12 protein-coding genes are annotated in these 11702 nt (G+C 71.7%); 3 read left to right on the top strand and 9 right to left on the bottom strand.

What is annotated here, in order from left to right; genetic code table 11:
* Positions 1 to 32: 32 nt before the first annotated feature.
* A complete protein-coding gene (locus Dfulv_RS37770) occupies positions 33 to 701 on the bottom strand; it encodes a flagellar basal body-associated FliL family protein (protein ID WP_259858605.1) in 669 nt (222 codons plus the stop codon).
* 155 nt (positions 702 to 856) lie between these two features.
* On the opposite strand from Dfulv_RS37770, the gene Dfulv_RS37765 reads away from it, so the two are divergent.
* Positions 857 to 1297 carry a hypothetical protein gene (locus Dfulv_RS37765; RefSeq protein ID WP_259858604.1) on the top strand — a complete coding sequence of 147 codons (441 nt, stop codon included), beginning with the start codon at positions 857 to 859 and terminating at the stop codon, positions 1295 to 1297.
* A 183-nt stretch (positions 1298 to 1480) separates the two neighbouring features.
* Positions 1481 to 2041 carry a hemerythrin domain-containing protein gene (locus Dfulv_RS37760; protein ID WP_259858603.1) on the top strand — a complete coding sequence of 187 codons (561 nt, stop codon included), beginning with the start codon at positions 1481 to 1483 and terminating at the stop codon, positions 2039 to 2041.
* A gap of 295 nt (positions 2042 to 2336) precedes the next feature.
* On the opposite strand, the gene Dfulv_RS37755 is transcribed toward Dfulv_RS37760, so the two are convergent.
* From Dfulv_RS37755 to Dfulv_RS37735, 5 genes are all read right to left on the bottom strand, one after another.
* Positions 2337 to 3467: a SigB/SigF/SigG family RNA polymerase sigma factor gene (locus Dfulv_RS37755; RefSeq protein WP_259858602.1), complete on the bottom strand. Its 1131-nt coding sequence runs from the start codon at positions 3465 to 3467 to the stop codon at positions 2337 to 2339.
* Between the two features lie 29 nt (positions 3468 to 3496).
* Positions 3497 to 5365 carry a CheR family methyltransferase gene (locus Dfulv_RS37750; RefSeq protein WP_259868869.1) on the bottom strand — a complete coding sequence of 623 codons (1869 nt, stop codon included), beginning with the start codon at positions 5363 to 5365 and terminating at the stop codon, positions 3497 to 3499.
* A 41-nt stretch (positions 5366 to 5406) separates the two neighbouring features.
* Entirely contained in the window at positions 5407 to 6147 is a 741-nt protein-coding gene (locus Dfulv_RS37745) for an STAS domain-containing protein (RefSeq protein WP_259858601.1), read from the bottom strand.
* Positions 6144 to 7166 (bottom strand): chemotaxis protein CheB, encoded by a 1023-nt coding sequence (locus Dfulv_RS37740; protein ID WP_259858600.1) that lies wholly within the window; start codon positions 7164 to 7166, stop codon positions 6144 to 6146. Before Dfulv_RS37740 ends, Dfulv_RS37745 begins: the two co-directional genes overlap by 4 nt.
* Positions 7167 to 7296: 130 nt before the next feature.
* On the bottom strand, positions 7297 to 8754 hold the full coding sequence (locus Dfulv_RS37735; protein ID WP_259858599.1) for a peptide MFS transporter: 1458 nt from the start codon (positions 8752 to 8754) through the stop codon (positions 7297 to 7299).
* Between the two features lie 134 nt (positions 8755 to 8888).
* Between Dfulv_RS37735 and Dfulv_RS37730 the strand changes: the two genes are divergently transcribed.
* A complete protein-coding gene (locus tag Dfulv_RS37730) occupies positions 8889 to 9422 on the top strand; it encodes a hypothetical protein (RefSeq protein ID WP_259858598.1) in 534 nt (177 codons plus the stop codon).
* Positions 9423 to 9570: 148 nt separating this feature from the next.
* On the opposite strand, the gene Dfulv_RS37725 is transcribed toward Dfulv_RS37730, so the two are convergent.
* Genes Dfulv_RS37725 through Dfulv_RS37715 form a run of 3 tightly spaced genes read right to left on the bottom strand, consistent with a single transcriptional unit; the run spans position 9571 to position 11688 of the window.
* Positions 9571 to 9738: a hypothetical protein gene (locus tag Dfulv_RS37725; protein WP_259858597.1), complete on the bottom strand. Its 168-nt coding sequence runs from the start codon at positions 9736 to 9738 to the stop codon at positions 9571 to 9573.
* A gap of 49 nt (positions 9739 to 9787) precedes the next feature.
* A complete protein-coding gene (locus Dfulv_RS37720; RefSeq protein WP_259858596.1) occupies positions 9788 to 10951 on the bottom strand; it encodes a DUF2786 domain-containing protein in 1164 nt (387 codons plus the stop codon).
* Between the two features lie 59 nt (positions 10952 to 11010).
* The gene (locus tag Dfulv_RS37715; RefSeq protein WP_259858595.1) at positions 11011 to 11688 is read right to left on the bottom strand and encodes a winged helix-turn-helix transcriptional regulator; all 678 of its coding nucleotides are present in this window, start codon (positions 11686 to 11688) and stop codon (positions 11011 to 11013) included.
* Between the last annotated feature and the right edge of the window lie 14 nt (positions 11689 to 11702).

Raw genomic sequence — 11702 nt, 5'->3', positions numbered from 1 at the left:
CATGCGCCTTCATCGACAGGGTCGACGACGCATCAGCGGCACTTCACCACAAACGTCGCCGAACCGGATGCCGCGCTCGGCGCCGAGACGTTCAGGGAGACGGTGTGTGAGCCGGACCGCCGCGGGACCTGGACCTTCACGTCGCGGCTGTAGGAGGTGCCCTGGGCGGTGCCGGTGAACTCCCGGCCGTCGACGCTGTACGCGACCCGGGTGCCCGGCCGGCCGACCCGGATCGTCACGGTGGCCACGGTGGACACGGGTGACTCGCTGCCGGCCAGGCACGGCCCCTCGAAGCTCGCCGGGCTGAGCCTGATCGACGCGGACGTGGTCGTGGCCGGCGGCGTGCTGCTCGCCGTCCGCGTCGGGGTGGGCGAGCTCCTGGTCCGGCTCGGCTGCACCGAACTGGGACTGGGCGACGGTGTAGGTGAGGCCTCCGGCGACGGCGAGGCGCTCGCCGTCGGGACGGCCGGGCCGGAGGTCTGCCGCGTCGCCGGCGACGAGGACCGCGCGGGCTCCTCGCCGCCGCTGAGCAGGGCCGCGACGACCAGGCCGATCACCAGCAGCAGCGCCACCCCGCCCGACGCGAGCAGCACCGTCGGGTTGCGCTGCGGCTCCGGCTCGGCTGCGGATGAGCCCGTTTCGTCGTCCTCGGGGTCGAGGAACCGCGGCAGGCCGTCGCGTGTGACGTCGTCGTCGTCCACTCACCGCTCCCCGCTGCCCGCCCGCCGGTATCCGCGACAGTATGCCGCCGGCACGTACCGTCACTCCAGCGCCAAGTTCCCGGCAGCAGAGCCAGTGACTGGAGACGCCGTCCCGGCCTCGTGATACACATCCGAGCCTTTGGCACGATGCAAACATGACGGCAGCGCCTGCGCTCACCCCCGCCGACGACCTGGCGCAGCGACTGCTTCCGATTGTTATGGCCGACCCGGTCCGGGCCAAGGTCCTCGCCGACGCGGCGTTGCGCGACGCCCGGCGCGACGGGGACGCCGCGTCCGAGGTGGTCGCCCTGCGTGCGCTGGGTCTCGTGGCCCACACGCGGCACGACGCGGCTCAGGCGGCCGATCTGCTGCGTGCCTCGATCCGGGTCGCCCGGAAGTACCGTCTCGCCCGCGCGCCCCTCAGTCAGCGCTACCTTCCTGACCGCGTCCGCCCCGCGCCCGCGTCCGCCCCGCCCCCGCGACCGCGCCTGCCCCGTGACCGCGTCGCCGCTTGTCGTGTCGTGGGGGCCGAGCCCGCATGCATGTTGGCTGCGCGCGGCTTCGTTTGGCCGCCGGGGCGGCCGTTGCCGGGTTGACCTTGGTCGAAATTCGTGGTCCTGGGCACGGAAAGCCACCAAGGTCAACTGGGTGAGTGCGCGACAGGGACTTGTAGGCGGGCGGTGGGCAGGCACGAAACGACGGGTTACCCAGGGCCGGGAGACGGTTGGCGGACCCATCGGCGGGTAAGGGTCGAAGCTCCGAAGCCCAGCAGAGCGGAGATGGCCGTGACACAGGTGCACCAGCAGGACGTCGTCGACATGCTTCTCGTCCAGCACAACGAGATCAACGCGCTGTTCAACCGGGTCGCCACCGCGCAGGGGGAGCAGAAGCGGGAACTCTTCCACGACTTGGTGCGCCTGCTCGCCGTACATGAGAGTGCCGAGGAGCAGATTGTGCACCCGGCGGCCCGCAAGGCACTGCCGGACGGTGAGGTGGTCGTCGACCAGCGGTTGCGGGAAGAGAGCGACGCCAAGCGGGCGCTCGCCGACCTCTACGACCTGGGCGTCGACCACCCGGAGTTTGACATGCGGCTCAGGGTGTTCGCCGAGTCGGTCATCGAGCATGCCACCCACGAGGAGAACGAGGAGTTCCTGTACCTGCGGCAGAACCTCGACCCGGAGAAGCTGCGGAAGATGGCCAAGGTGTTCGAGATCGCCGAGAAAGTGGCGCCCACCCGGCCGCATCCCGGTGCGGGTGAGTCCGCCGCCGCCAACATGCTGGCCGGGCCGCCGATCGCGATGTTCGACCGGATTCGGGACGCGATCCGCGACCGGAGTTGAGCCGACCCCGCCGGCCCTTGAGCGGGGGCCGGCGGCCCGCTCCGGGAGGAAGGGCGGCCCGGGAGGAAAGAGCGGGCTGAGAGGAAAAGGCGGGCTGGGATGGCCGGGCTGGGATGGCCGGGCTGGGATGGCCGGGCTGGGATGGCCGGGCTGGGATGGCCGGGTCGGGATGGCCGGGCCGAGAAGGCTGGGCCGAGAAGGCTGGGCCGGGATGGCCCGGTCGAGAAGGCGAGACAAGGGCGGACGAGAAGACGGGCGCTGGGGAAGACGGGTGCCCACGGGCAAGAGGCGGCGGCTATTCCGACAGGCGGCGGCGCAGGAAGTCGAGGGACTGGCGGAGCAGGCGGGACACGTGCATCTGGGACAGGCCGATCCGCTCGGCGATCTCGGACTGGGTCAGGTTGCCGTAGAAGCGGAGCGACAGGATCCGCTGCTCGCGCTCCGGCAGCCGGCCGATGAGCGTGTGCAGCGACTCCCGGAAGTCGACCAGGCCGAACTCGGGCTCCTCCTCGCCGACGGCGTCGAGGAGCGTCGTCTCGTCGTCGACGTCGCCGGCCGGGGTGTCCAGCGACATCGGCCGGTACGCGTGTGTCGCGCCGATGACCTCGATGATCTGCTCCTCGTCGACCACCAGGTGGTTGGCGATGTCGGTGACGGTCGGGGAGCGGCCCAGCGACTGGGTGAGGTCGTCCCGCGCCTTGTTGACGGCCAGCCGCAGCTCCTGCAGGCGCCGGGGCAGGCGGATGCCCCAGGTGCGATCGCGGAAGTACCGCTTGATCTCCCCGATGATCGTGGGCGTGGCGTAGGTGCCGAACTCGATGCCCCGGCTCGGGTCGAAACCGTCGACCGCCTTCACCAGCCCGAGGGACGCCACCTGGATCAGGTCGTTGACCGGTTCGCCGGAGGCGCCGAAGCGCCGCGCGAGCCGCTGCGCCGCCGGAAGGCACATCTCGATGACGTGGTCCCGGGCGCGCTGGCGGGCCGGGTCCGCGGGGTCCATCGCGTGGAACTGCGCGAGCAGGTCGGTGACCTCGGTGGGCCAGTGGCCGTGGGAGAGGTGCAGCGTGTCGAGGTCGATCTCCTGCCGGTCCCGGTCGGCGACGGGCCAGTCCACGTTGTCGTACGCGTGGAGCCGCTTCGCGACGCCGGAGATTTCCAGCGCGGTGAGCGCGGCGCCGCGGGCACCGGCGAGGCGAACGTCGGCATCGAGCTGCTCGCCGCGGCGCTGGAGGTAGAGCAGGACCTTGATGGCGGCCGCGTCGAGCAGCCGCAGGCGGGAGAGCTCGATGGTCACGTGGCGGTCGCCCGCGTCGAAGCGGTCGAACACGAGCTGGCGCACGTAGGGCACGGAGGCGTAGTCGAGGGAGCCCGTCGGCTCGACGAGACTGCGGTCCCCCCGTCTCGACAGGGTGATCGTCAGGTCCATGTCGCCCCCTCCCGGCCCCCCGACCGAGCCTACGGCGGTTCCGCAGCTGCCGCTGTGGGCGCGGCCGGTCTGCTGTCCCCGGAGAGTTCCATGACCAGGATCACCCCGATCACCCCTGCGGATCCACTCGTCAGGGGACTGCACGCGATCCGGAGCCTGACCGTGCGCCCGCGGCGGTTGACCGCGGACTGCTCCGTCTCCTCACGAGCCGATCTGCCGCTGAGCACGTCGCGGATCGGCGGCCGGAGCTGGGCGGTCGAAAGTCCGATGTCGATGTTGAGGAAGTGCTGACCCACCGCCTCGTCCGAGCGTAGCCCCCAGAGATCCTCGGCGCGACGGTTCCAGACCAGGATCTGCATTTCCCGGTTGAGCACCACCACACCGGCCTGGAGGCTGGTCAGGATGGCCTCCATGAACGAGTTGGTGTCGTTGAGCTCGGCGGTGCGCTCACGCAGCTCGTCGTTGATGCTCTGCAGTTCGTCGTTGGTCGACTGCAGCTCCTCGTTCATGGTCTCGAGCTCTTCGTTGGTCGACTGGAGCTCCTCGTTGGTCGTCTCCAGCTCCTCGACCGTCGACTGGAGCTCCTCGTTGGTGGTCTCCAGTTCCTCGTTGGTGGACTGGAGTTCTTCGTATGCGGTCTCCAGCTGTCGGTTGGCGTGCTCCAGTTCGTCCTGCAGGCGCCGCGCGGCGGTCATGTCCTGGAAGATGATGACCACGCCGAGCAGCCCCGCGTCGCTGTCGACCAGCGGATTGATCTGGATGTTGAGAAACAGCGTCTCGCCCGGCGCGGTGGTGAGCTCGACGCTGTCGACCTTCACGACCCGGCGCTCCACCTGCGCCTGCTCGATGTAGCCGCGCAGCTCCACGGGGCGGTACGAGAGGTCGAGGTCACGGAAGGGCCGGCCGATGTCCCGGGACGCCACCCCGAACAGGGTCTCGGCGTGCCGGTTGGTGAGCGCGACCAGGCCGTCGACGGTGACCACGATCTGCGCCACCGGGCTGGCCAGGAACGCCTCGCTGCGCAGCCGGTCGAGGCCGAACAGCTCGGTCCGCTGCGCCGGCTGGGGCGGCTCCGACAGATAGCCGTTGCCGTTGACCACCGTCCGGGCGACCTTGCGGAACATCCGCCGCTTCAGGTCGATCGGGGTGAAGAGGGTGGCGTGGCTGAGCAGCATCTCGGCCTTGCCCAGGAAGAGCACACCACCGGAGGCGAGCGCGAAGTGGAACCGGGACAGGACGCGGGTCTGCGTCTCGGCGTTGAAGTACATCAGCGTGTTGCGGCAGACCAGCAGGTCGATGCGGGAGATCGGAGCGTCCTGGACCAGGTCGTTGCGTCCGAAGATGACGGATCGCCGCAGGTCCTTGCGGAACGTGTACCGGCCGGCGGTCGACTCGAAGTACCGCTCGATCAGCTCGTGCGGGACGGACTGGAGGTCCCGGTCGGAGTACGTGGCCTGCCGCGCGTGGGCGAGCCCCTCCTCGTCGACGTCGGTCGCGTAGATCTTCACCCGGTCGCGGAACTTCTCGAGGCCGAGGATCTCGGCCAGGACGATGGCGAGCGTGTACGCCTCTTCGCCCGAGGCGCAACCGGCGCTCCACACGCGGAACGGGCCGTCGTGTTCGTTGAGTACGTGGGGAAGCACCTCACGACTCAGCGCCGACCAGGCGTCCGGGTCGCGGAAGAAGCCGGTCACGTTGATCAGGATGGTGTTGAACAGCGCGGTGAACTCGTCCGGGTGCACCTGGAGGTAGTCAAGGTAGTCGCTGTATTCGACGATGTTCACCTGGGACATGCGGCGGTCGACGCGCCGCATCAGGCTGGAGCGTTTGTATCCGGTGAAGTCGAAGCCGCGGGCCTCTTTGAGGTAGATGAGCAACGCCTCGAAGTCCGGATTCATGTCGGTCACCGCTATGTGTCCTCCCGCGCGCTGTCAGCCCGCTACGCTACCGCCCCAGGCCACAGTCGCAGCGTCGCCCACACCACCTTTCCGTCCGTGGTCTTGATAAAACCCCAGGCGGACGCGAGGCCCTCCACGATGAGCAGTCCCCGGCCGGACTCCAGGTCGTCGGCGGCCGTGACCCGGCGGGGGAGGTCGGGGCTGTCGTCGCGGACGGCGATGTGCAGGTAGTGCTGGCGCAGTGCGAGCGAGACGCGGAGTTGCGTGCCGGCGTGCTCGACCGCGTTGGCCACCAGCTCGGTCGTGATCAGCGCCGCCTGGTCCTGCAGCCGCCGGATGCGCCAGCGCGCACACGAGCGGTCGACGAGTTTCCGTGCCGCCGCGGTCGCCGCCGGCACGGGCGACAGCACGGTCTCGACCCGCCGCGGCCCCGGCCGCCGGGCGTGCGCGGCGAGCGCGTCGTCCAGGCACGGAAAGACCGGCACCTGCCGGCCGATCGTCATCGTCGCGAGATGCCGGGCGAACGTCGGCGACGGGCCGAAGAGCATGACCGGGATGCCCGCCTCGGCGGCCTGCCGGGCCAGCATCGGGAACGCGGCCAGCGTGATGTCGTCGAGCACCTCGAGCTCGCTGACGTCGACCAGCACCAGCTCCGGATGGCCGGTCAGCGCTTTGTGCACCGCATCACGCAGCTCCGGGACGCTGCCGTAGGTCAGCAGGCCGACCGGCCGGACGACCGTGACCGGGAAGTCCGGCTGGTGGAAACAGACGAGCTCGGTCATGGCGCGTCAGCCACCCGGGTCTTGTCGTCGAGATCGCCGAGCTGCTCGATCAGCTTGCGGATGATCCGTCCGGCGGCCTCGGCGTCCGCGCTGACCTCGGAGTACCGTACGGCGGTCGACAGGCTGCCCCGGAACTGCGCCGATTCGGCCATGCGGCGGCTCAACGCCGCCTTCTCCTCGAGGCTGCGCAACGCCATCCAGAGGGCGCCCTCCAACGCCTCGCCCTGCTCGTCGAGCAGGGCGGCCGCCGTCCAGGCGTGGCCGACACGGCAGCGGAACCCGGTGGCGCGCTCGCCGGGCAGTTCGAAGAGCGCGCCGTGACAGTCCGGGCAGGCGAGTCCGGCGGGAACCCCGCCGGCCTCGTCGGCGGTGAGGTCTTCCATCGTCGCCATGGCGTCCTCCACGTCCACCCGGGCGTCGTCCACGGCGGCGACCGGAACGGGGCCGGTCATGTCGGCGATCAGCCCGCCCAGCACGGGACCCATCTGCCGGCACGGCACGACACGGGCGGCCGGCACCAGCTCCATCGCCTGGAGCGGCATCGACCGGTAGAGCGCCTCCTCCGGATCCTGCACCAGCGTGAGGCCGCCATGCCGTGCGATGGTCGCCAGGCCGGACGCCCCGTCGTCCCGGCTCCCGGACAGGACGACGCCGACGACGGAGGAGCCCCAGGACCGGGCCGCGGAGCGGAACAGCGGGTCGGCCGCCGGACGGTGGCCGTTTTCCGCCGGGCCCCGGGAGAGCCGCAGCCGCCCGTCGTTCACCAGCACGTGGAAGTTGGGCGGCGCGACGTAGATCCGGCCGGCCTCCAGCGCGCAACCCTCCGCAGCGTGTGCCGCCGGGAGCGGGCCGGACCGGTTGAGGATGTGCGGGAGCGTGCTGATGCCCGAGCGCGGCACATGCAGGACCACGCACACGGCCGCTTCGAGGCCGGCGGGGAGCCCGGCCGCGAAGGTCCTCAGCGCTTCCACGCCGCCGGCGGAGGCCCCGACCACAACGAGGCCTTTCAGCCCGGCCATGCTCCGACTCTACGCCGGCCCGGGGCGGCCGGATCGAACGATTCGGCGGCGCCGGCAGTGGTCATCTGTGCTGGTCCTTTCGGGAGCACCTGTCGATCGGCTACCCGTCACCGGCCGCGGGAAACACCGTTCACCGGACGCCGCCCATCAATCGGCGGATCAGTGGCGTGAGGGCCGCCAGCACCCCGCCGAAGGCGATGGCGACCGTGCCGAGCACGCCGAAGTACACGGTCTCGTGGTCGCTGCTGTAGTGCCGCGCGAGCACGCCGGACATCGCCGTGCCCAGGGCGACCGACAGGAAGAACAGCGCGACCGTCTGGGTGCGGAACGCGGCCGGCGCCACCTTGGTCGCCAGGGCCAGACCGACCGGCGACAGCAGCAGTTCCGCAACCGTGAAGACCAGGAGGATGCCGGCGAGGGCGAGCAGGGGCGCGCTGTGCGGTCCGCCGCCGGCCAGCGGCAGGAACAGCAGGAACGCGATGCCCATCAGGACCGTACCGGCGGTGAACTTGACCGGCGTGGACGGCTGCCGGTCGCCGAGCCGGGTCCACAGCGCCGCGAACACGCCCGACAGCAGGATCACGAACACCGGATTGATCGACTGCACCCACGACACCGGCATCTCCCATCCGAGGACCCGCCGGTCCAGCCGCTGGTCCGAGTAGATCGTGACGACCGTGAACTGCTGCTGGTACAGCGACCAGAACACGGCACTGGCCAGGAACATCGGGATGAACGCGACCATGCGCCGCCGCTCGGCCCCGGTCACCGCACGGCCGGTGAGGATCACCACGAACGAGGTGACCGCCGCGGCGGCACTGAGCACGACGACGGCGGTGGCCAGCCGCGCCGCGGGCAGGATCCCGGTGACCACGACGGCGACGGCCGCCGCCGCGACCGCCACGGCACCCGCGGCGACGAACGGGAGCCGGGACCGCGGCAGCGGATCGGGCACCTGGCGCGCGGTGCCGGCGAGCCGGCGGCGGCCGAACGCGTACTGCGTCAGGCCGGCCGCCATGCCGATCGCGGCCAGCCCGAACCCGTAGTGGAAGCCGAGACGCTGCTGCAGGAGCCCGGTAGCGAGCGGGCCGGCCAGGGCGCCGACGTTGACGCCGAGGTAGAACAGCGCGAAGCCGGCGTCGCGGCGGGGGTCGTCCGGGGTGTAGAGCGAGCCGACGAGCGAGGTGGCGGTGGCCTTCAGCCCGCCGCTGCCGATGGCGACGAGGGCCAGGCCGGTGGCGACCCCGCCGATGCCGGGCAGCAGCGCCAGCGCGACATGGCCGGCCATGACCACCACGGCGCTGCCGAAGAGCACGCGTTCCGGGGCGACCAGCCGGTCGGCGACCCAGGCGCCGAGGATCGTGGCGAGGTACACGGAACCGCCGTACGCGCCGACGATGCTCGTCGCGGTGTGCTGGTCGATGCCGAGTCCGCCGTCACGGACCGAGTAGTACAGGTAGATCAGCAGGATGCCCTGCATGCCGTAGAACGAGAACCGTTCCCACAGTTCGACGCCGAACAGGTTGGCCAGCACCCGCGGCTGGCCGAAGAACGATCGGGTGTCGCCGGTGACGACCTGACGCCCCATGCCCGGCGCCATACCCGCACCGATCGTGCCGGTAACCGTTTGCCCTGCGCGGCGCCGGGCCGGTCTGCCGGTCGCGGTCGCCGGCGCCCGTCGCTGACTCGCCGGACGGGTGCCGTCCTGCGACACTGGTCGATGTGCGGGCGCTCGTGTGGGTCCTCGTGGCACTGTTCGCCGCGGTCGCCGTCCAGACGGCGCTGCGCGGGCGGCACGGTGAGGTGCGGGCGGCCCGCCAGGCGATGGTGGTCGACGGGCTGCTCGAGTCCGGGACCGTGAGCCGCGCCCGGCTGGTCGCGGCCGTCGATCTGCTGCTGCGGTGCGAGCGCGTCGACGGCGCCGTCGAGGATCTGTGGACCACCGCCCAGGCGCGGCAGGTGCAGCAGGACGCGGTCGTACGGCTGGACGTCTCCGCCATGCAGTCGGGGGCCGAGGTGCGGCGGCTGCTCGCGGTGTCGCTGGAGCGGTCGCTGGAGACCGATTACGCGTTCCTCGACTGGGCGCTCACCGTGCAGCGGGAGGGCTGCCGGTCGACCGGCCGGGCCGCGATGGCCTACAGCAAGGCGTTGTACGCCACCGAACGGTCGACGGCGGCGAAGCGTGACTTCATCCGTTGCTGGGACCGGGTCGCAACCACCTACGGCCTGCGCCTGCGGACCGAGAACGACCTCTAGGGAGAGCGCTCTCTCGGGCAGTGTCTTGACAATCGGCGGTCTCGCGGGGCATGTTGAGAGAGCGCTCTCTGACTTCACCCCACGGACCCCCTGAGGGCGGGGGAGGCGGGCCGCACCCACCGCCGGCGGAGGGTGCGGCCAGCTCTACTCAGCTGCGGACGCCGGCCTGGGAGAGGGTGTAGGCGAACCGCTCGTCGGCCTTCGCCAGCTCCACGAACTGTCCGCCCTTCGAGACGAACGCGCCGGTCACCGCCTGGGCGCTGCCCCGGCTGGCGACCACGATGCCGACGATGACACCGATGAAGCCGAGCAGCACGCCGCTCGCAGATCACCCGACCGGACAGAGCCTGCCCCACCCGAACGGATCAGAGCTCGGCGCGGTCCGCCGCCTCCCGGCCCGACTCCCAGCCCTCGCGGCTGTCGACCCGGCTGCCCCGCCCGCGCACCGTCCGCGGGAACACCCGCTGCATCGTCTCGCGGACCTGCTCGTCGCGGGATCGCAGCACCGGCAGCAGGTCGGCGTGCTCGGCGACGGCCGCCGCCGACAGTTCGGCCGCCGCGCGGGTCAGCCGCTCGCCGATCCGTACCGCGAACGCGACGAGAAACGACTGGCGAAACGACTTCAGCCGGGCCCGCCCGGCCTTCCCGCCCGGCGGTTCGCTGCGGGCCATCGCCCGGTTCGCCTGGACGAGCAGCGACGTGTACAGCAGGTCGACCGCGTCGATGTCGGCGTCGAACCCGAACACGGTCGAGAACCCGTAGTCCGGTGACCACACGGCATGGCAGCGGTTCGCCTCGGCGACGGCGCTCAGCAGCGAGGCCTTCTCACCCTCATACGGGTGGTCGACGCCGATCCGGCGGGCGAAGGGCACCACGGCGGTCGTGCCGCCGGCGCTGGTGAGTGCCTCGTCGATGCTGTGCCGGGTGATGAGCTCCTGGGCCTTGGCCGTATACGTCTCCGCCTCGGCGGGGAACGTCGTCGACTCCGCCTTCGCCAGCAGCGCCCGGACCCGTTCGAGCAGCCGCGGATTCACCCGCCCGGCCGCCGCGGGGTCCACGCGTGGCGCTGTTCCCGGCGGCGGTACGAGCACCTCGATCGCCGGCAACTCGGCGAGCACGCCGAGCAGGGTCAGCAGGTCGTCGAGGACCGGCACCCGGCCGGCGCGGCGGCGGGCGGCCAGCTCCGCGACGTACGAACCGTCGGAGCCCCACCAGACGGCCGCGCCCAGCGCATCGGCCTGCGCGAGCCAGCGCTCGTCCACGGTCCGCCGGGGAAACTCCCGCAGGTGCGCGGCGACCACGTCGACCACGGGCCCGCCCAGCGACGGCCGTCCCCGCCGCACGGTCGCCCGGTGCAACTCGGCCGGCTGCCAGCCGCCCTTCCACAGCCGCGCGGCGGCCTCCACCAGCGCGCCGAACAGCGCCGGATCGGCCTCGGCGGGCGGCGCCACGGTCAGCGCGTCGAGCCCGGCCTCGTAGTCCCCGCCGCCGCGGACCACACCGTCGATCAGCTCCCGCACCGTCGTCACGCGGCTAGGCTACGCACCCGCGCACGCCGACCCGGCGTGTCGGTGGTCACCCGGCGGGGTCAGGCGGGGCGTGGGACGCTCGCGTAGGCCATCTCCTTGAACCAGCCGGGCAGCGCCCGCCGCAGCGACGCCGGGCCGTCGATCTCCACGTCGCCGCGGCGCAGCGCGTCGGACCACCGGCGGTTGCCGAGCCACACGTCGATCAGGCCGCGCAGGTCGGCGGTCACCCGCACGGTCACCTCGTGCCCCGGGTCGGTGTCACAGACGTCCGCCTCCGCGGCGGTGAGCACGAGCCACCAGTGCCGCACCTGCGGCGCCGCGCTCGGGAACCGGAACGCCACCACCGTGCGCCCCGGCGGCAGCGCGGCGTGGTCGACGTTGCGGCGCATGTCCCACAGCAGCAGCTTCGGGTCGAGGTCGCGGTCGCCGAGCTCGCCGATCCAGCGCACGCCCCAGTTGCCGATGGCCGTGACGATCGGCGCCAGTTCCTGGCCGGCGGGGGCCAGCTCGTACCACACCTCGGCACCCTCCGGGCGGCGCTCGACGATGCCGGCGTTGACGAGTTGCTGGAGCCGCTTGGACAGCAGCGTCGGCGACATGCGGGGCAGACCCCGGCGCAGGTCGTTGAAGTGCCGGCTGCCGGCGATCAGCTCGCGGACGACCAGCATCGTCCACCGTTCGTCGAGCAGTTCCATGGCCTTCGCGACCGGGCAGAACTGGTAGTACGACGCGCCCATGAGCCGACGGTAGA

This window comes from Dactylosporangium fulvum, from assembly GCF_025137375.1.
In the GTDB taxonomy this organism is placed as follows: Bacteria; Actinomycetota; Actinomycetes; order Mycobacteriales; family Micromonosporaceae; genus Dactylosporangium; species Dactylosporangium fulvum.
Note: the sequence above shows the minus strand (reverse complement) of the source record. Positions and strands in the feature narration are given on the sequence as shown.

Bases quoted from the DNA above. Each gene is read 5' to 3' on its own strand.
- Dfulv_RS37715 (WP_259858595.1), bottom strand. From the start codon at position 11,688: ATGGGCGCGTCGTACTACCAGTTCTGCCCGGTCGCGAAGGCCATGGAA.
- Dfulv_RS37740 (WP_259858600.1), bottom strand. From the start codon at position 7,166: ATGGCCGGGCTGAAAGGCCTCGTTGTGGTCGGGGCCTCCGCCGGCGGC.
- Dfulv_RS37745 (WP_259858601.1), bottom strand. From the start codon at position 6,147: ATGACCGAGCTCGTCTGTTTCCACCAGCCGGACTTCCCGGTCACGGTC.
- Dfulv_RS37765 (WP_259858604.1), top strand. From the start codon at position 857: ATGACGGCAGCGCCTGCGCTCACCCCCGCCGACGACCTGGCGCAGCGA.
- Dfulv_RS37760 (WP_259858603.1), top strand. From the start codon at position 1,481: ATGGCCGTGACACAGGTGCACCAGCAGGACGTCGTCGACATGCTTCTC.
- Dfulv_RS37750 (WP_259868869.1), bottom strand. From the start codon at position 5,365: ATGAATCCGGACTTCGAGGCGTTGCTCATCTACCTCAAAGAGGCCCGC.
- Dfulv_RS37735 (WP_259858599.1), bottom strand. From the start codon at position 8,754: ATGGGGCGTCAGGTCGTCACCGGCGACACCCGATCGTTCTTCGGCCAG.
- Dfulv_RS37755 (WP_259858602.1), bottom strand. From the start codon at position 3,467: ATGGACCTGACGATCACCCTGTCGAGACGGGGGGACCGCAGTCTCGTC.